The sequence below is a fragment of the Limnohabitans sp. TS-CS-82 genome, from assembly GCF_002943475.1.
In genome coordinates this window covers 280232-297798 of the sequence record NZ_PTQX01000001.1, presented here as the reverse complement: position 1 = coordinate 297798, position 17567 = coordinate 280232, and the positions used below count along the sequence as shown (strand labels likewise).

Sequence of the window (17567 nt, the reverse complement as noted above, 5' to 3'; positions counted from 1 at the left end):
TCCTGTCTCAGTTTTTACCGTGAACGTGTTCGTGGTCGATTTGCACCGCCACTTGTGAGCCGCGTGTGCCCACGTTGACGTGGAATGCGGGAACACCATTGGTGCTCATCAGCGCGGTGTCGTCTTTCTTGAAGAACAACAAATCGCCTTCTTGCAAATGGTTCAAGTGGTGCAGCGTGGTTTTGATGTCACCCATGGTGACTTGCAATTCCAGTTTGGCATCACCCACCGCGGCCGCGAGCGCTTGACGCCATTTCTTGTCTGACTCTTCGTTGCCTTCGCCACTTTGCACGCGGCTGCTGAGCAGTTCACGCACAGGCTTCAAGGTCGCGTAGGGGTAGACCAAGTCGATGAAGCCTTTGCCACCGCTGGCAGTTGCGTCAGCTTCAAAGCGGCTCAAGACCACCAAATCGTTTTCATCGGCGATTTGTGCGAACTGAGGGTTGATCTCAGAACTCACGTGTTCGCATTCGATGGGCATCAGTGGGCCCCACGCTTCGGTCAACGAGCGGAAGAACACTTCAAGAATGATCTTGATGATGCGTGTTTCAGTGGGGGTGAACAAACGGCTGGGGGGCAATTCGCCCACGCCTTTGCCAAAACCACCAAAGAAGCTGTCGAGCGAGCTGAACACCACATTGGGGTCGATGATGATCACCGAGTTGCCGCGCAGCGGGTTCATGCGAATCATGTTGACCGACAAGGGGGCGCGCAGGCCTTTGAGGTAATCACCAAACTTCAAAATTTGCACGCGTGTGGGGTTCACACGTGGGCTGGTACGCAGTACTTCGAGCAAGCCAAGACGGAACAGTCGGATGAAGCGTTCGTTGATCATGTCGATCGACGAGACGTTCACGCCCAAGCTGCTGTCTTCGCTGGCGAGGTCGTGCTTGCGCACCCGCACGCTTTCGTTGAAGCCAGTGTCGGTCTCGATCGAACCGTCGCGCACGCCTTCCGACAGCGCGGCCAGTTCTTCGTCCGAGAGCAGGTTAGATTTCATGTTGAATTAAGGGTTACTGCATCACGAAAGAGGTGAAGAACACGTCTTCAATACCGCCGAAGTCTTCGTACTTCATGAGCATTTCGTTCATCACGACCTTGATCTTGGCGGCTAAGTCAACGCGGAAGTCTTGCTTGGCCACATCGGCTTCGGTGCTTTGACGCATCACGTCGAGCACGGCGGAGCGAATGGCAAATTCATGCTTCTTCACGTTGTCGAACACGCGTGAGTCGTAATGGGTCATCACGGCCACTTTCACGACCATGATTTTTTTGGAGTTCGTGATGTTGGTCATGAACTCTTTGTCGATTTCCAAGTAGGTGTTCTCAAAGCGTGTGGCTTCGGCTTCCTTCTTGACTTTCGATGGGCCTTCTGGTGTCGCGCCATGTGCGTTCGCGGCTTCTTTTTCCAGTTCGTCCACTTTCTCGTGGGCGGCTGCTTCGCTCTTGTGCTCGAAGAAGCCTGAGAAATACAAGGTGCCGAACATCACCGACATGATCAGGATGACCACGGACAACACGATCACCACAATCAAAAGAATTGGTTTCTTTTTCTTCGGTTCGCCTTCGACAACTTCTTCTGCCGGTGCTGCTTCTGCTTCTGCCATATCGTTCTCCTAATGTTCAGATTGTCATGCGTAATTTATGCATAGAGGTCAAGCAAGGACGCATTGGCCTTGTTACGGGTAGAGGTCACGCCAGAAGCGTCGCCTGTACCTTTGACTTGCAAAGATGAATTGTCTCTAACTTGGGAATTCTTTCCTGAATTTCCAGAGTTGTTTTGTGGGGTGTTGCCACCGCCTTGGCCGACCTGCACTTGACCGGCATTAATGCCAAAGTTACCAAGTGCTTCGCGCAAGCGCTGGCTGCTGTTTTGCAGCAAGTCGCGTGTGAGCGGGTTGTCGGCACGGAAGACGGCATCGAGTTTGCCGTCTTTCATTTCGAGTTGAATTTCAACGCCACCTAAGTTCGAGGGGCGCAGACCAAATTTCATCTTCCACTCACCATCGCTGAGCTGCTTGTGCATGCGTGCGGCCATTTCGGTGGCCATCTTGTCGCTGAGCTGGTCGTAGACCTCGCTCATGTTGGCGCTTGTGGCTTGTGCGGCATTGGCAGGTGCTGCGCCGGTGGCGTTTTTGGTGTTGCTCAACGCTTGTGAAAAGCTGCTGAAATTTTGCTGGCCTTCGCCTGATGACGATTGCTGATCTGCATGGCTCTCGCTGCCCGCTTCTTCGGAGAAGCGAGACAAGAGGGCGCTCACGTCTTGTTCATCGACGCCGGTTCCCAAGAGCGACAACATGTCGAGGGTGCTAGGGATGGGGGCGTTGCTTGCGTTGGTGTTGACGGGCAACACGGCAACAGGCAAAACGGTGATTTGTAATTGTTGGATCGCAGCCATGTCGGTCGGCGTTAGGCCTGGCAACGCGGGTGCAGCCAATGTGGTGGCCGCTGCTGCCAAACCTGCGCCAGATGCGGCAGCCATAGGCTGTGCGTCAACGGAGGTCATGGCTGCCAGTTGTGTGGCGACGGTGCTGTCTGCTGTCGGAGCCATGCCTTGCGATACGCCACCCAGCACGGTGCTCATGGCTGCTTGCAAGGCGGTGGGCGTGGCTAAACCACTGGCAAGGCTTTGGGCATTTGAGGTCTGCACACCTGTGGGTGCCGTGGTCGCCGGTGGTTGGTTCAATAAGTTTTGAATCTCTGACTCATCCAAACCCATGGCCTTGGCAAAAGCCGCCAAACTTTCAGGGCTTGGTGCCGCTTTGGGGTCTGTGATGATGCGCATCTGCGGGCTCAGCTCGATGGTTTGCAAGGTGGCCGAGCTCGTCAATTCAGATGCTGCAACGTCTTCAGTGGTCGTGGTGACCTGGCTGATTGCAGGTGTGGCAACCACTGAGGTTGTGGCGTTTGGTGTGACGGGGGCACCCTGCATCAAACTCTCTAACAGAGCGTCTGTGTCTGTGGGCTTGTTCTTATTCGACGCGCCTTTGTTGCGTGGGCGTGCTTGAGCTGCAGAGGTGTCATCGGCATCGTCTGGAGATGCCTCGTTGTTCGTGCGTTTCTCTTGCGCGGGGCGTTCTGCGTCGTGCCGGTCTTCTACTGGGCGTGAATCTTGTGTACGTGCTTGTGGTTGTGGTTGTGGCTGCTCTGGCACATCAGCGGCAAAAGTTTGCCGCTCTTGCGGTACCAGGCGCTCCATTTGACGCGCCATGACTTGCGCGAAATCAAACCCCAAGCCACCGCCCGCAGCCGGGCCCACACCAGTGCGCGCGCCTTGTGGCACCGCGTTGTTGGTGTTGGTTGGCACCAGCGGGGCTGGTGGTATTTGGAGATAGCTGGACAGGTTCATGGTGTTCTTAAAACGAGTTTGCCAAGGAGTTAAGCAAGAACCGTGACAGGTCAGTTCTTGCCGCTTTCGGCGGAGAGGCGCATCAGTGTCAGTTTGACTTGGCACATCGATTGCTTAATGAACATGCCTCGACAATTTTTTCAAGGCAAAAAGAAACCTAAACGTTCCACTTTCAACTGGATTCCCTCAATGAGCACTCTCACTCTGTCAACGATTCGACACAACTTGTCGAAATTTGACCTCTCCGGACTCAGTATTCCGGTGGTGGTGCTCGTCATCATGGCGATGCTCGTGTTGCCATTGCCTCCGTTGTTGTTGGACTTTTTGTTTACTTTCAACATTCTTGTGAGCTTGGTGGTGATCATGATCGCCATCGGCACCCGTAAGCCCCTTGAGTTTTCATCCTTCCCCACCGTCTTGTTGTTTGCAACCATGTTGCGCTTGGCGCTGAACGTGGCATCTACCCGTGTGGTGTTGGTCAGCGGCCATGAAGGTGCGCACGCCGCCGGTAAGGTGGTGCAGGCTTTCGGTGAGTTCGTGATTGCTGGTAACTACGTGGTGGGTTTCATCATCTTCGCGATTTTGATGATCATCAACTTCGTGGTGGTGACCAAAGGTGCGGGTCGCGTTTCAGAAGTGAACGCCCGTTTCACCTTGGACGCCATGCCCGGTAAACAAATGTCGATTGACGCTGACTTGAACGCTGGCGTGATCGACCAAGAAACAGCCAAAACACGCCGTGCCGAATTGGCCCAGGAATCTGACTTCTTCGGCTCCATGGACGGTGCCTCTAAATTCGTGAGCGGTGACGCCATGGCCGGCTTGTTGATTCTGTTGATCAACTTGTTCGGTGGCTTGATCATCGGTGTGGCGCAGCATGATTTGCCTGTGGCTGAAGCCGGCAAGATCTACACCTTGCTCACTATTGGTGACGGCTTGGTCGCTCAAATCCCATCGTTGTTGTTGTCACTGGCCACCGCCATCATCGTGACGCGCGTGACGACCGCTGAATCTATTTCTGAGCAGGCTTCTGTTCAGTTGGCTAACCCCACCGCCTTGTTCATCTCGGCTGTGATTTTGATCATCTTGGGCATGGTGCCCGGTATGCCGCACTTGATGTTCATTACCTTGGCTTTGGCTTCTGCTGGTCTGGGCTTGATGATCGTCACCCGCGAAGTGCAAGACGAACAAGCCGAACAAGCCGTCAAAGACGCCACACCTTCGGACGCACCGAAAGAACTCGACTGGGACGATGTGGACCAAGTCGACCTCATTGGTTTGGAAATTGGCTACGGTTTGATCCCGTTGGTCAACGCCGAAACCGGCGGCGAGCTGATGACCCGCGTCAAAGGCGTGCGCAAAAAATTGTCTGCCGAGCTGGGCTTCTTGGTTCAGCCCGTGCGTATCCGTGATGACTTGAACATCGACCCAGACGCTTACAACATCGTGCTCAAAGGCGTGGTGCGTGGCAAGGGCGAAGTCAAAGTGGGCCGCGAGTTGGCCATCAACCCCGGTCATGTGTACGGCCAGTTGGAAGGCATTGCCACCCGCGAACCCGCATTTGGTTTGGAAGCCGTGTGGATTGAGCCTTCACAACGCGACCAAGCCCGTACCCTCGGTTACACCGTGGTCGACGCTGCCACTGCTATTTCTACCCACCTCAACAAAGTCTTGCGCGAAAACGCTTCTGACATGTTGAGTCATGACGAAACCCAACAGTTGCTCGACAAATTGGCTGCCAAGTCACCCAAGATCGTCGAAGACTTGGTGCCCGGCAAGTTGTCACTCGGCATCTTGACCCGCACCTTGCAAAACTTGTTGGCCGAATCTGTGTCCATTCGCGACATGCGCACGATTGCTGAAGCGTTGACTGAGGCCAGCACTCGCACGCAAGACCCCGAACAACTCACCGCCATGGTTCGCCCCAAGCTCGGTCGCATGATCATGCAAAGCCTGATCGATGGCGACAACGGTTTGCAAGTCATGACGCTTGAGCCTTCACTCGAGCAACTGCTGCACAACGTGTTGCAACAAAGCCAGCCAGGCCAAGCCGTGGTGATGGAGCCGGGCTTGTCTGAAAACTTATTTGCCGGTTTGCGCGAAGGCGCGCGCACCGTAGAAGAAATGGGCCACCCCGCTGTGTTGGTGGTGTCCCCCGTGATTCGTGGTTGGCTCTCTAAAGCCGCACGATTCCGCGTGAACGATTTGACTGTGCTGTCTTACAGCGAAATTCCGGACGATCAGGCCGTCAAAGTGATCCACACCGTGGACGCCAAAGCCCGATAAACCGTAAACCTATAACAAAAGACAGAGTGAGCTGACCCTATGGAACTCAAACGCATCCTTGCCCGCGACATCCGCGCTGCCAACGAAAAGGCCGTGGCCCAATACGGCCCCGACGTGCTCGTCATCTCGAGCGGCCAAGTCAATGGCTTGACCGAGCTGATCGTGGCGGTTGATCTGGCCCCCCTCACGCCTGAGGAAGCCGATCCGTTTGTGAAAAGCCAATACGCCACATCGGCTAAGCCCTCTGGCAAGTTTGATGTGTTGTTGGGTCAAACCATCGACCAAAACAAACGCGATGCCCGCGAGCGCCAAGCCACCAAAGTGGCCAAGCCGATTGTGGAAGTTGCGTCTAAGCCAGCTGCGCCTAAGGTCAAAGCCCCTGTCAAAGCCGCTGCACAGCCTGTGGACGAAACCGCCAAACGCGCCGCCGAAGAACACGACACCCTGCGCGGTCGCGAAATCGTCGCGCTGGTGCGTGAAGAGCTCAACTCGTTGCGCCGTGAATTCAAACTGGGCCAACAAATGGCTGCTTGGCAACAAGGCGGCATGCAACTGCCTGTTGCCATCGCACCTTTGCGCGATGCTTTGAACGACGCACCCATTCCTGTCGCTTTGCGTGCCCTGTTGATTGACAACATCAAAGACCACGACAACATGGCTGACGCCATGGGCGCTTTGAGCCGTCAATTGGCCCACTCTGTGGAGCAAGAACAAGCTCAAACGCCAGTGTCGGGTATTCATGCATTGGCTGGCCCATCTGGTGCTGGCAAATCCATGATGGTGGCCCGCTTGGCGCAACATGCTGCCCAATTGCATGGTAGCGAAAAAGTCATGGTTATTAGCTTCCAAGACCAGCGCGCTGGCGCTTGGAACCAAACCCAATTGCTGTGTGCCCAGTCGGGTGTGGACTCGTTCCGCGCCACCAACGCCTCAACTTTGAAGTTGTTGCTTGACGAGCACACCGACCGCCAACTCATCTTGATTGACACCGCGGGTGTGCAAATGAACGAGCGCTTGGCCGAGATTCGCGCCATGAACCTGAATGTGCAGTGCCACGCGGTGATTCCCGCTGACGCATCCGCCGCCAACATCCGCCGCGTGTTTGACAACACCGACAACATTTGGGCATCCTTGATGCTGAGCAAGCTCGACGAATCCAACCAACCTTGGGCTTTGTTGCAGTTCTTGACCGACAAATCTTTGAGCGTGTCCGTGGCCAGCCACGGCGACCGCACGGTTGACTTGGTGCAAGACGTGTCCTTGGCCGGTTTGGTGCAATGCGCCCTCGACAACTTGCCATTGCCCGAAACCGAAGAGCAAGCTCAACAAAACGCACGCGAGGCAGCCGTCAATGATTTGGCTGCTTCCAAACTGGCGCAAATCGCTGCCAAATTTAAAACCGAAACCACAGGCCTGACCCATGAGTAATCCACGCAGAACAGAAGTCATCGGTGTTGCCAGCGGCAAGGGTGGCGTCGGTAAAACCACCACCTCCATCAACTTGGCGGTGGCACTGACTCAGCTCGGTCATAGCGTCATGCTGTTTGACGCCGACCTCGGTTTGGCCAACGCACAAATCGCACTCGGCGCGCGCGCTGAGTACAACTTGGGTCACTTCTTGGCCGGTCAAAAAACCTTGCAAGAAATTCTCATCACCACCCGCCAAGGCGTGAAGCTCATCCCGGGTGCCTCGGGCATGCAAGAGTTGGCGGGTCTGAGCGACATCCAAGCGGCCAGCATCGTGCAGTCGTTTGGCGTGTTGGCCGACGATGTCGACTATTTAATCGTGGACGTGGCAGCCGGCATTTCGCCCTCGGTGTTGTCATTCTTGGCCGCGTGCCAACGCCGCTTCATCGTGGTCAAAGACGACCCATCGTCGATTGCCGATGCCTACGGCACCATCAAAATCTTGAGCAAAGAGATGGGTTTGGACGAAATTTATCTCTTGCCCAACATGGTGCGCAGCCAATCCGAAGGCTGGAAACTTTACAAAAAGCTCAACGACGTCTGTGTGCGTTTTTTGGGCGAGTCGGTGCACTACCTCACCTCGATCGAAGAAGACGAGATGGTGTTGCGCGCACTCAAAAAATACCAGTCGGTGATGGAACTCGCCCCTGGCACAGCCGCCGCTCGTGACTACATGCGCTTAGCCGAGGCATGCACGCACTTGCGTCCGATTGACCACCCTTCGGGCGGTCTGCAATTCTTCATGGAGCGACTGATGAAAAACAGTTCGTCTGACACATGAGAGCCCTCACCCCCGCCGAAATGTACGGCTCTTGCAAGCCCAAGGGCGAAGATTTGGTCATGGCCCATTTGGGCCTGGTCAAACGCGTGGCCTTGCACTTGAAAGCCCGTATCCCCGCCTTCATGGAGCTCGATGAGCTGATTCAAGTGGGCATGATTGGCCTGCTCGAAGCTTCGCGTGCGTTTGATCCTGTCAAAGGCATTGAGTTTGAAAACTTCGCCCACAGCCGTGTGCGCGGCGCCATGTTGGATGAAGTGCGACGCTTGTCGTTCTTGCCCCGCTCAGCCGTGGCTTTCAACAAAGAACACAACACCACGGTGCACGCTTTGGCGGCTGAGTTGGGCCGTACGCCTACGCAAGCTGAAATTGCCGAGTACATGGGCAAAGACTTAGAAGAGTTCCACAAAGAGCGCGGCAAAGCCAAACGCTTCGAGACCTATTCCATGGAAGTGGTCACCGAAGAGGTGATGACCATCGCTGACGACAGCTCGCAACAACCTGAAGTGATCGTGGAAGAAGCGCAGTTCATGGATGCCGTGACCGACGCCATTGCCCAGTTGCCCGAGCGTGAGCAGTTGGTCATGCAGCTCTACTACGTGGAAGAGTTCAACCTCAAAGAGATTGGCGAAACCTTGGGCGTGAGCGAGTCTCGCGTGAGCCAAATTTTGTCTTCAGTGGTCAAAAAGCTGCGCGGCACCTTGAAGGTGGACAACGCGGCCGAAACCGAGAAGGTTGAAACCAGGAGACGCGCATGAGTAATTTCATGATGAACATGATCTCGTGGATCTTGTTGCTCTTGGTCATCTTGACGCTGTACCTCATCGACAAGATCAACCATTTGGCCAAGATGTACGAGGCGCCTAAGCCCGACACCACACCTGCTGTGCCCGATTTCGGATCTGAAATTCCTGGGGATTTGTTGTTCTCAGGTTTGGAAGGCAAAAAGCTGTGGGATGCCATGAACGGCAAACAAGTCGAGGGCTTTGATGCCACCTTGATTGATGCCTTGCGTCCGCATTACGAACCCATCCTGCGTGAGCACATCACGGCCAGTTTCAAAGACGGCATTGAAGATGCATTGGGTGGCACTGAAAACCACATGCCAAGCTCGACGCGCAAAATTTCAACGGCGCGCGGCCACATCCAATCGTGGTTGCCACCGCAGCATTTGGGCAGCGTGTACCGCTCTGCCTTGGAGTTTGCGGGTAGTTATTGCCAAAGCCCAGACTCCGAAGTTTTGTTGCGTTTGAAACAAACCGTGGACAGCGTGGTCGACATGCTTTACCAGCGCGTGGGCATCACCAACGAAGTGCCATTCTCTGACTTCTTATTTGAAGAAGTGCCGCTGGCCGATGACTCTGGCGAAGACACCATGCTCGCACTCACCGATGCCTCAGGCACCTCGGAGGTGTTGGGCAACGGTTTGCTCGAAAACAGCGATGAACGTGAACTGACGCCAGAAGAATTGGCACAAGGTTTAGAGCATGTGCAAGCCTACGAAGACCAGCAGCGGCAAGAAGTTGCCGCTGAAACGGTCGAAGCGGTGATGCAGCCTGAAGAAGTGATGGAAGCGCACGACGAAGCCTTGGTGCATGCGAATGCAGAGACACTGGAAGCTAAGCCTGTTTGATCGGCTGTTTGTACAGATGCCACTCAAGTTTGCGAAGCCCCTTCCGATACTGCCTGTGTAAGCGAAGAAATACACAGGAGTTAATCAAATGCGAGCCAATTCACGAGCCATTCAAAGTTACGGCGATGTCAAAGTCAGCAGCGGCGTTGCCACGGCCAACAATGTGCAATTGATTCAAATGTTGTTTGATGGCTTGTTGGAAAGTTTGTCCACCGCGCGTGGTCACATCCAACACAAAAATATCACTGAAAAATCCAAAGCTATTGCACGTGCCAGCCGCATCGTGATTGGTCTGCAAGGTGCCTTGGATTTTGAAAAAGGCGGCGATCTGGCCAACAACCTCAATGAGTTGTACAGCTATGTGACACGTCGTTTGTTCCATGCCAACGCCCACAACGATGTGGCGGTGTTGGACGAGATTCACGGTTTGATGCGCGAAATTCGCGACGCTTGGGAAGGCGTGCCTTCCTTGGTGCCAGCGAGCAACCGACCTACCAGCATGATGAACTGATCGCGGTTTTCTTCTTTTTAGAAGAATTTTGTGATTTATCAGTTAATCTTGCAGGTTGTTCGGGACAATTTTTAGGCGCATCCAAGTTTTTGACTTGGGTGCGCCAACCTGCTTGGGGAGAGTGTTAGATGTCAGCAATTATTGGTTTGGTCGTTCTGTTCATTTGCGTGTTCGGCGGTTTCGTGATCGCCGGCGGTAGCTTGGCGCCCATTATCAAAGCCACCCCATTCGAGATGTTCATTATTGGTGGTGCTGGCGTTGGCGGCATGATCACCGGTAACTCTGGCGCTATTTTTAAAGGCGCATGGGGCGGTATGGGTCGCGTGATCAAAGGCCCCAAGTACCACAAGGAAGACTACATCGGCATCATCGCCGTGATCTCCAAGCTGATGAAAACACTCAAGGCCGAGGGTGCCGTGGCGATGGAATCGCACGTGGAGAACCCCGAGGCCAGTGCCATTTTTGGTGAATGTCCCAAGATGCTGCACGACCACGGTTTGGTCGGTTTGATTTGCGACACCATCCGTTTGATGGTGGTGTCTTCAGGCACCTTGAGCCCTTATGCGGTGGAAGATGTGATGACCACATCCATCAAACACCACCACCACAGCGAAATGCAAAACGCCGACGCCATTGCCACTCTCGCTGGCGCCTTGCCTGCGCTGGGTATTGTGGCTTGCGTGTTGGGTGTGGTGAAGACCATGGGCGCGATTGACCAACCCCCTCCCGTGCTGGGCGCCTTGATTGGTGGCGCGTTGGTGGGTACGTTCTTGGGCGTGTTCTTGGCTTACGGTATTTTTGAACCCTTTGGTAGCCGCTTGAAGCAAATCATTGACGAAGACGGCGAAGCCATGAAAGTGGCGCAGCAAGTCATCATTGGCAACATGCATGGCTACCCCGTTCCCTTGATCATTGAAGCTGCGCGCGTGTGTATCAACCACCATGCACAGCCCACCTTTGGCGAACTCTTTGATGCGTTGAGGAAATAATGGCTGACGAAAAAGACGCGGCCGCCGCACCCGAAGACGCAGACAAAGCAGCAGTAGACGCCGCAGCCGCTGCGGCTGCTGCTGTCGCAGCCGCCGAGGCCGCTAAAGCGGAAGAAGAAAAAGAAGCCGCCCCCGCGCCCGTCATCATCATCAAGAAAATCATCGACGAGGGCCATGGTGGCGCTCACGGTGGTGCTTGGAAGATCGCGTTGGCCGACATGATGACGGCGATGATGGCGTTCTTCTTGTTGATGTGGCTGTTGGGCGCGTCTAACGAAGACCAGCGCAAAAGCATTGCCGACTACTTCAAACCCACCTCGCAAAGCTTGGTGGCCATTGGCCAATTGGCTGGCTCCAACGGTGTGTTGGGTGGCCGCTCCATCATTGATCCCGATGGTTTCCCGTTTGCCGCCAAGCAAACGGCGTTGCTGGAACGTTTGACCCCTCGCTCAGAAGGTGGCCCCAACCCCAGTACCGACCCCGGTCAAGAAAACAACAATCCCTACTCAGACCCAGACAAACTGACGCCTGAGCAGAAGAAAGAAATTGCCCAAGCCCAGGAGAAGGCTGACTTTGACAAACTCGAAAAAGAGATTGAGCAAAAGCTGTCGGAAAACAAAAAGCTCGGCGGCCTGAAAGACCAAGTGTCTGTCACGCGTGACAAACAAGGTCTGCGTATTGAGATCATCGACAAAGCCGACTTTGCGATGTTCCCCAGCGGCGGCATGAGCATGCAGGGCAAAGCCTCAAATCTGATCAGCGAAATCGCAGCCTCATTGGCAGAAATGCCCAACAAGATTGCGATTCGCGGCCACACGGACAGCGTGCCCTTCAACAACAAAGAAGGCCGCAACAACTGGTCGCTCTCGGCTGAACGCGCCGAAGTCACCCGTGCCTTGTTGGAAAAGAGCGGCATCAAAGAAAGTCGATTCGCCCGCATTGAGGGCGTGGCCGACACCGATCCGTTCAATCCCAAAGACCCGCGTGACCCGCGCAACCGGCGTATGAGCATCACGGTGCTCTACAACGAGCAAGATTAAGCCGCAGGACGCAGCTCGTATTTGTTGATCTTCTCAATCAAGGTGGTGCGCTGCAAATTGAGTAGTTTGGCCGTCCGTGACACATTGCCAGAGTTGCGGGTGAGGGCTTGCTCAATGATGCTGCGCTCAATTTGCGCCATGCGCTCCTTGAGCGACAGGCCCTCGGGTGGCAGCTGCGGCATGCCTTGGGCCAGCATGATGAGGCCCTCGATGTCGTTGTCCTCTTCCTCGGGCTCACCGTTCATTTCGGCCAAGACCTCGGGTGGTGGCGTCATTTCTAATTTGGCCAGCAAAGGGGCTTGCGCTTGCAGTTCGGCCTGCGCAGATACCAAGCCTTTGGGCAGCAGGGTAGGGGGGATGGCGCGCAAGTCCAGTTCTTGGCCCGCATACAGCGTGCTGAAACGATCGACCACGTTGGAGAGTTCACGCACATTGCCCGGCCATGGGTATTTTTGCAAAGCCGCCATGAAATCGGGTTTGAAGCGAATCGGCTGCTTGCCAAAGCTGGCGCATTTTTTGGCAAAGAAGGTCAGCAGCTCCACCACGTCGGCATTGCGCTCACGCAGGGGAGGCGTGACCATAGGCAGTACGTTGAGGCGGTAATACAAGTCTTCACGGAACCGACCTGCTGCAATTTCGGTTTCCAAATCGCGGTGGGTCGCGGCGACCACACGCACATCCACCTGCACTTGGCGCGTACCACCAATCGGGTCAACGGTGCGTTCTTGCAACACGCGCAGCAGCTTGACCTGCATGTCCAGCGACATGTCGCCAATTTCGTCCAAGAAGATGGTGCCACCATGGGCCAGCTCGAAGCGGCCAATGCGGTCGGCCACAGCGCCCGTGAATGCGCCCTTGCGGTGACCAAACAGCTCACTCTCTAGCAAGTCTTTTGGGATGGCTGCGCAGTTGATCGGCACAAAGTTGGCGCCGCAGCGGTCCGATTGCTCATGCAGCAGCCGAGCCAATAGCTCTTTGCCTGTCCCGCTTTCGCCCGTGATCATCACGGTGGCGTTTGAGTTGGCCATCGTGGCGACCAATTGGCGCAAAGTGGCGGCTGACTCGCTGGAGCCAATAAAGTGTGTGGTGGGCTTCATGTCAAAAATTCCTACACATGATTGTCGGTGACAACCAATATTTCACAAGACAGAAAAAGTATTCGTCTTGAGATTTGTTAAAGATGCCCGCGTCGGTGCCGAATCAAGGGGGAGACCTCTCAAGGACATAGACATGAACCGCAACACCATTTGGGCTGTGACAGCCGCCGCCATCCTGTTGACCGCTTGCGCCAACACGCCTCCGCCCATGCCTGCGCAATCGCGCCTGGACGAGGGCGCCAACATGATCACGCCCATGACCCAAAAGCGTGAGACCTTGGTGGCCACAGGCTACGCGGTCATTAGTATTCAAAATCATCGCAACCCTGCGCAGCAGCGTTTGTTGGCCATTCGTGCCTCCAAACTTGACGCTTACCGCGCTTTGACCGAACAGGTCTATGGCCAGCAGCTCGATGCCAGCACCACCGTGGCTGACATGACCGTGATGAGCGATACCTTCCGCGCCCGTGTGGAAGGTGTCATTTACGGCGCCGTGTTGGTCAGCATCACGCCTGTGGGCGACGACACCTATGAAACCACCATGTCGCTGGACCGCCACGTGGTGAGCGACTTGCGCGCGCTGTACATCGCCAGCTTGAGCAACAAGCGCTAAACACAGACCTCGAAAAGATAGCTATGTGGACTTCGTCGCGTCGGTACCTGTGCATCGCCACTGTGTTGGGGATGGTGGGTGTCAACTTTTCAGTGGCTGCGGCAGATTTGAGCGCGCAAGAGCGCCTCAACGCCATTCGCAGTGCCATGGTGGAAGCCGCCATGAAATCCAACACCCGCGTCAGCGCCACCAGTTGGATGGAAAGCGACGGCAAACTGCGCGAGCTCAACCGCTTTTCATCTGAAATCAAGCTGCGCGATTTGCAGGTGGCTCAGTATTCGCGTGATGCAGGGCAACAACCTCAAGCTGAGTTGGCAGTTACTCATGTCGAGGCCGTGCAGCCTGGTCGCTGTGAAGCGCCGCAAGCCAAAGCACCTTTGCGTCAAGTGATGACGGTGGGTTTGGATTTGTCCCCAGGCTTGGCTCCCGCACAACGCTATCCTGCGCAACAGCTTGGGTTTGCCGCGCGCACACGTTTGATGCAGGCCGCTGCGCGTTCGGAGCGCTGGCGCCTCATCAGCACGCAAGCGCAGCCGCGCACTTATGACCGATTGATTCACGGCCGCGGTGAAGAGCATGTGAAATGGCATGCCCAATTGACCGTGACCCCTGTGCCCTTGGGCGGCGTGTCTGACGACTATTCGGCTTTTGGTTTGAGCTTGCAGGTCAGTGGGCCCAACCAACGCCAAGGTTGGTTCACGGCAGAAGAGGTGGTGGTGCCAAGTTTGCCCACACAGGCCTACGGCACACCCAAGATGGACACCGAAACGAATGCGGCCATTGCGCGCGCAGTGACAGCCATGGTGCAACAGCTTGAAAAACAATTGGCGTGTGAACCACAGACCTTCGCGGTGGAACAGTCCAACGGACGTTTGTCGCTCAACGCGGGCAGCAACGCGGGCTTGCGCGTGGGCGACAAGCTCATGGTTGCAGATCCTTCCGTGTTGCCACGTCACACCCTAGAGCCTGGTGCGCTTGACGCCGCCGTGCTGGCCGAAGTCAAATCGGTCACGCCTTATCAAGCGGAAATCAAGCAAGTGGCTGGACGCAAACAAAAATTTAACGGGGCCTGGGTTGCTTGGCCTTACACGTACTAAAAGATTGACGGGAGAACCGACCATGAACACGCCTATCACTTCTCTTCGCGCCTGGTTGTGCTGCGTTGTTTTGGCTGCCCCTGCCATGGCGCTGGCTGCCAGCCCAGCGCCGCGCAGCACATACCAAGTGGTGTCGGGCGACACGCTGGACAAAGTCATCCGCAAAACCATGCCCGACAGCCCCTTACGCGTTGACATTTTGCGCAATGCGTTTGTGCAACAAAACCCACAAGCCTTCACCAAATCGCCCCCTCGGTCTTTGATGGCGGGTGCGGTGTTGAATGTGCCGAATCATGACGATTTGCTGCGCAGTTACATGGTGCCTGGTCAGTCGGCAGGCAACAGTGGCATGGGCCGCGGCGCTGGTTACTCGACCGCCGACATGAACATGAGCGAGCGCAAAAACTGGGTGCGTTTCCCTTAAGGGGCCGTCATGGCCATCTTGGGTCCTGAAGGCGTCCACGCGATTGCGCGTGTGGCGCCTGTTCATTTGGAAATGCGCACGGCGTACGTGGAAGCCCCTGTCGCACGACAGCTCGGTTTGCACGACGGTCAGGTGGTGCAAGCCACCGCCTCTGTGGTGAACCAGCAGCTCAAGCTGGTGCTCAACGAACACATCTTCAATTTACCCCTACAGCCCTACATCAAAGAGGGCGACATGGTGCAACTACGCGCACAGCTGTTACCTGCGGGTAAATGGGCTTTGCAGTTGCTGCACACGGGGAACTTTGCTGGACCCGATGCGCCATCAGCGGCCATGCCCACACGTTTGAACACCTTGCTGTTTCAGCCTGGTGGCTTTGCCAGTTTGCTCACCCTGTTGCGCCCCGGTGTGCTGGAGAGCTTGGTGCCACCTGTGCAAGATGCGGGTGATTTGAAAAAACGCATCAGCGCACAACGCCTCAGCATGGGCACGTTACAGGCGCAAACCTTGAAGCGTTTTATCCTGGGCCACAGCAAAGCTGCTGAAGCCAGTTTGGCCGAAGGCGAGCCCGTGGCGGACAACACCAAAGTGCTGCTGCGCTTGCTCATGGCCGAGCGTGCACGAGTGGACGAGGACAGTGGCGAAGTCCAAGAAAACCTGCATCACGCCCTCGATGAAATCGAGGCGGCACAAGTGCAGTCTGCCCAAAACTTGCACAAAGGCGAGTTGAATTTGGCTTTTGTGATTCCCTTTCGCGACGCTGATCCTGTCGAGCTGCATTTCGAGCAAAAGGGCAACAAACCGGGTCAACCCAAAAATCCGCTGGTGGTCAACATGCATACCCAAAGCCGGGTGCTGGGGGAGGTGTGGCTCAAAACCACCATCAGCAACAACGCGCAAGTTGACTTGACCATGTGGGCATTGCGCAAAGACGTGGCCGATTTGGCGAAGTTCAATGCCACGGAACTGACGGATGAGTTGGAAGGCGCAGGTTTGCGCATGGGGAGTTTTCAGGTGTACAACGCGCCACGGCCAGACGCTGTGGAAGATCATCCACCGCCAGAGCATGGCAGTTTGATTGACACCCGCGCATGACGGATAAACATTACATGCAAGCTGTGGCTTTGGAATACGGCCGCAACAAAGCGCCCCTCCTCACGGCTAAGGGCGATGATGAATTAGCCCGCCGCATCGTGGCTGAAGCGAAAAAGCAGGGTGTGTATGTGGCCGAAGACCCACGCTTGCTGGCCATGCTCAGCCGGCTCGATGTAGGTCAAGAAATTCCGGAAGATATGTTCACCGCTGTTGCCGTGATTTTGGCGTGGGTGTATTGGCTCAAGGGCATGCAGCCCGGGGATGAAAAGCCTAAGCAGGCTTGAACAGCGCGTGTGAAAAGTTACGCTTCAGCGTAGCCACGACCACCGCGTCGACCACCGCGAGACACCTTGCCCAAACGGTCATAAATCTCGAGCGAGCTGGTGGGGTCTTGCACTTGCATGCTTTGCAGCGCGCCACGGATGGCGTCAATCTTTCGAACAATCAGCACCTCATTGCGGCGATGCATGTCGCGGCAGTGGGCCATGTGCTCTTTGAACCCGTCCCATTCGGGTCCGAGCGCATCTGCTGAGTCTGGACCTTGAATGCCAGCCAGCTGCGCGAGCTGCTGAAGCAGCTCGTTCTTTGTGTTTTGCGACGCTTCGAAGGCGTCTAAATCTTGCACCTTCAACTGCTCGAACTCGCGCTCCAGCATGTCTTCCAGTGTTTTCGCCAAGGCCAAAGCCTGCTCGAGTGAGGAGGCTTGCACGTCAGTGGCGGGTGTTGTCATATCGGACAAAAGACGATCAATCAGAGATGAATGAACGATCAGTTACCGATCATTTTTTCGAGGGCCACAAAGTTTTCAGCAATGCGGCGTGGGTTCACAGGGTAGTTGCCTTCCTTGATCGCCTGCTTGATGGCCTCAACTTTGGAGCGGTCAAAGTCTGGTTGCGCCATGACTTTTTGGGCGACGTTGCTCAAGCTCACTTTATCTGCTCCTGCGGAAGATGCTTTCTCCATGGACGGAGCCAAGTCTTCCTTGGCTTGCGCGGCAGAAGGGCTTCGTTTTTCGACTTTGTCGATGGCGCTGCGAATCGCAGCGTTCGATTGCGTCATCCGACCGTAGTTTGAAATTGCGTCATTCATGATGTTTTCACTTTCTCCAACCTGTTATCAGGTCAAAACTTTTTCACAACACTTCAATCGACCTCAAATTCTAGAACTTGAGCATTTTTTTGAAATATT

19 protein-coding genes are annotated in these 17567 nt (G+C 55.4%); 13 read left to right on the top strand and 6 right to left on the bottom strand.

Annotated features, from left to right (window positions below; all coding sequences use genetic code 11):
* Positions 1-7: 7 nt before the first annotated feature.
* The 3 genes from fliM to C5F52_RS01280 are packed head-to-tail and all read right to left on the bottom strand — an operon-like array spanning position 8 to position 3349.
* Positions 8-1000 (bottom strand): flagellar motor switch protein FliM, encoded by a 993-nt coding sequence (gene fliM / locus C5F52_RS01290; RefSeq protein ID WP_104796525.1) that lies wholly within the window; start codon positions 998-1000, stop codon positions 8-10.
* A gap of 13 nt (positions 1001-1013) precedes the next feature.
* Positions 1014-1607 carry a flagellar basal body-associated protein FliL gene (gene fliL / locus C5F52_RS01285; protein ID WP_104796524.1) on the bottom strand — a complete coding sequence of 198 codons (594 nt, stop codon included), beginning with the start codon at positions 1605-1607 and terminating at the stop codon, positions 1014-1016.
* Between the two features lie 35 nt (positions 1608-1642).
* Positions 1643-3349 (bottom strand): flagellar hook-length control protein FliK, encoded by a 1707-nt coding sequence (locus C5F52_RS01280; protein WP_104796523.1) that lies wholly within the window; start codon positions 3347-3349, stop codon positions 1643-1645.
* Positions 3350-3538: 189 nt separating this feature from the next.
* On the opposite strand from C5F52_RS01280, the gene flhA reads away from it, so the two are divergent.
* The 8 genes from flhA to C5F52_RS01240 all read left to right on the top strand — a co-directional run bounded on the left by flhA (position 3539) and on the right by C5F52_RS01240 (position 12053).
* Complete coding sequence (flhA, locus tag C5F52_RS01275) at positions 3539-5635, top strand: flagellar biosynthesis protein FlhA (RefSeq protein ID WP_104797110.1); 2097 nt, start codon at positions 3539-3541, stop codon at positions 5633-5635.
* Positions 5636-5674: 39 nt separating this feature from the next.
* Complete coding sequence (locus C5F52_RS01270; protein ID WP_104796522.1) at positions 5675-7063, top strand: hypothetical protein; 1389 nt, start codon at positions 5675-5677, stop codon at positions 7061-7063.
* Entirely contained in the window at positions 7056-7883 is an 828-nt protein-coding gene (locus C5F52_RS01265; protein ID WP_104796521.1) for a MinD/ParA family protein, read from the top strand. The genes C5F52_RS01270 and C5F52_RS01265 overlap by 8 nt, the downstream gene beginning before the upstream one ends.
* Positions 7880-8638, top strand: coding sequence for an RNA polymerase sigma factor FliA (gene fliA, locus C5F52_RS01260; protein WP_104796520.1), 759 nt, complete (start codon positions 7880-7882; stop codon positions 8636-8638). The genes C5F52_RS01265 and fliA overlap by 4 nt, the downstream gene beginning before the upstream one ends.
* Positions 8635-9513, top strand: a complete 879-nt coding sequence (locus tag C5F52_RS01255) for a hypothetical protein (protein WP_104796519.1) — start codon at positions 8635-8637, stop codon at positions 9511-9513. The genes fliA and C5F52_RS01255 overlap by 4 nt, the downstream gene beginning before the upstream one ends.
* 88 nt (positions 9514-9601) lie before the next feature.
* The gene (gene fliS, locus C5F52_RS01250; RefSeq protein WP_104796518.1) at positions 9602-10024 is read left to right on the top strand and encodes a flagellar export chaperone FliS; all 423 of its coding nucleotides are present in this window, start codon (positions 9602-9604) and stop codon (positions 10022-10024) included.
* 128 nt (positions 10025-10152) lie between these two features.
* Positions 10153-11013: a flagellar motor stator protein MotA gene (motA, locus tag C5F52_RS01245; protein WP_104796517.1), complete on the top strand. Its 861-nt coding sequence runs from the start codon at positions 10153-10155 to the stop codon at positions 11011-11013.
* Positions 11013-12053 (top strand): flagellar motor protein MotB, encoded by a 1041-nt coding sequence (locus C5F52_RS01240; RefSeq protein WP_201746937.1) that lies wholly within the window; start codon positions 11013-11015, stop codon positions 12051-12053. The genes motA and C5F52_RS01240 overlap by 1 nt, the downstream gene beginning before the upstream one ends.
* On the opposite strand, the gene C5F52_RS01235 is transcribed toward C5F52_RS01240, so the two are convergent.
* Entirely contained in the window at positions 12050-13150 is a 1101-nt protein-coding gene (locus C5F52_RS01235) for a sigma-54-dependent Fis family transcriptional regulator (protein WP_104796516.1), read from the bottom strand. The two genes, C5F52_RS01240 and C5F52_RS01235, sit on opposite strands and share 4 nt — an antisense overlap.
* 133 nt (positions 13151-13283) lie before the next feature.
* On the opposite strand from C5F52_RS01235, the gene C5F52_RS01230 reads away from it, so the two are divergent.
* The 5 genes from C5F52_RS01230 to C5F52_RS01210 are packed head-to-tail and all read left to right on the top strand — an operon-like array spanning position 13284 to position 16663.
* Positions 13284-13763, top strand: a complete 480-nt coding sequence (locus C5F52_RS01230; RefSeq protein WP_104796515.1) for an LPP20 family lipoprotein — start codon at positions 13284-13286, stop codon at positions 13761-13763.
* A 23-nt stretch (positions 13764-13786) separates the two neighbouring features.
* A complete protein-coding gene (locus C5F52_RS01225; protein ID WP_146100013.1) occupies positions 13787-14860 on the top strand; it encodes a hypothetical protein in 1074 nt (357 codons plus the stop codon).
* A gap of 22 nt (positions 14861-14882) precedes the next feature.
* Positions 14883-15284: a FimV family protein gene (locus C5F52_RS01220; protein WP_146100012.1), complete on the top strand. Its 402-nt coding sequence runs from the start codon at positions 14883-14885 to the stop codon at positions 15282-15284.
* Positions 15285-15293: 9 nt separating this feature from the next.
* Positions 15294-16379 (top strand): hypothetical protein, encoded by a 1086-nt coding sequence (locus C5F52_RS01215; protein ID WP_104796512.1) that lies wholly within the window; start codon positions 15294-15296, stop codon positions 16377-16379.
* Positions 16376-16663 carry an EscU/YscU/HrcU family type III secretion system export apparatus switch protein gene (locus tag C5F52_RS01210; protein ID WP_104796511.1) on the top strand — a complete coding sequence of 96 codons (288 nt, stop codon included), beginning with the start codon at positions 16376-16378 and terminating at the stop codon, positions 16661-16663. Before C5F52_RS01215 ends, C5F52_RS01210 begins: the two co-directional genes overlap by 4 nt.
* Positions 16664-16680: 17 nt before the next feature.
* Here the strand turns inward: C5F52_RS01210 and C5F52_RS01205 are convergent, their stop codons facing one another.
* Positions 16681-17118 carry a flagellar protein FlgN gene (locus tag C5F52_RS01205; protein ID WP_146100011.1) on the bottom strand — a complete coding sequence of 146 codons (438 nt, stop codon included), beginning with the start codon at positions 17116-17118 and terminating at the stop codon, positions 16681-16683.
* A gap of 29 nt (positions 17119-17147) precedes the next feature.
* On the bottom strand, positions 17148-17468 hold the full coding sequence (flgM, locus tag C5F52_RS01200) for a flagellar biosynthesis anti-sigma factor FlgM (protein ID WP_233246927.1): 321 nt from the start codon (positions 17466-17468) through the stop codon (positions 17148-17150).
* Positions 17469-17567: the final 99 nt, after the last annotated feature.

What these genes read in the sequence shown, in the direction of transcription:
- C5F52_RS01230 (WP_104796515.1), top strand. Translation starts at nt 13,284, where the DNA reads ATGAACCGCAACACCATTTGGGCTGTGACAGCCGCCGCCATCCTGTTG.
- C5F52_RS01235 (WP_104796516.1), bottom strand. Translation starts at nt 13,150, where the DNA reads ATGAAGCCCACCACACACTTTATTGGCTCCAGCGAGTCAGCCGCCACT.
- C5F52_RS01210 (WP_104796511.1), top strand. Translation starts at nt 16,376, where the DNA reads ATGACGGATAAACATTACATGCAAGCTGTGGCTTTGGAATACGGCCGC.
- C5F52_RS01270 (WP_104796522.1), top strand. Translation starts at nt 5,675, where the DNA reads ATGGAACTCAAACGCATCCTTGCCCGCGACATCCGCGCTGCCAACGAA.
- motA (WP_104796517.1), top strand. Translation starts at nt 10,153, where the DNA reads ATGTCAGCAATTATTGGTTTGGTCGTTCTGTTCATTTGCGTGTTCGGC.
- C5F52_RS01215 (WP_104796512.1), top strand. Translation starts at nt 15,294, where the DNA reads ATGGCCATCTTGGGTCCTGAAGGCGTCCACGCGATTGCGCGTGTGGCG.
- flhA (WP_104797110.1), top strand. Translation starts at nt 3,539, where the DNA reads ATGAGCACTCTCACTCTGTCAACGATTCGACACAACTTGTCGAAATTT.
- fliA (WP_104796520.1), top strand. Translation starts at nt 7,880, where the DNA reads ATGAGAGCCCTCACCCCCGCCGAAATGTACGGCTCTTGCAAGCCCAAG.
- fliS (WP_104796518.1), top strand. Translation starts at nt 9,602, where the DNA reads ATGCGAGCCAATTCACGAGCCATTCAAAGTTACGGCGATGTCAAAGTC.
- fliL (WP_104796524.1), bottom strand. Translation starts at nt 1,607, where the DNA reads ATGGCAGAAGCAGAAGCAGCACCGGCAGAAGAAGTTGTCGAAGGCGAA.
- flgM (WP_233246927.1), bottom strand. Translation starts at nt 17,468, where the DNA reads ATGAATGACGCAATTTCAAACTACGGTCGGATGACGCAATCGAACGCT.
- C5F52_RS01280 (WP_104796523.1), bottom strand. Translation starts at nt 3,349, where the DNA reads ATGAACCTGTCCAGCTATCTCCAAATACCACCAGCCCCGCTGGTGCCA.
- fliM (WP_104796525.1), bottom strand. Translation starts at nt 1,000, where the DNA reads ATGAAATCTAACCTGCTCTCGGACGAAGAACTGGCCGCGCTGTCGGAA.
- C5F52_RS01255 (WP_104796519.1), top strand. Translation starts at nt 8,635, where the DNA reads ATGAGTAATTTCATGATGAACATGATCTCGTGGATCTTGTTGCTCTTG.
- C5F52_RS01220 (WP_146100012.1), top strand. Translation starts at nt 14,883, where the DNA reads ATGAACACGCCTATCACTTCTCTTCGCGCCTGGTTGTGCTGCGTTGTT.
- C5F52_RS01265 (WP_104796521.1), top strand. Translation starts at nt 7,056, where the DNA reads ATGAGTAATCCACGCAGAACAGAAGTCATCGGTGTTGCCAGCGGCAAG.
- C5F52_RS01240 (WP_201746937.1), top strand. Translation starts at nt 11,013, where the DNA reads ATGGCTGACGAAAAAGACGCGGCCGCCGCACCCGAAGACGCAGACAAA.
- C5F52_RS01225 (WP_146100013.1), top strand. Translation starts at nt 13,787, where the DNA reads ATGTGGACTTCGTCGCGTCGGTACCTGTGCATCGCCACTGTGTTGGGG.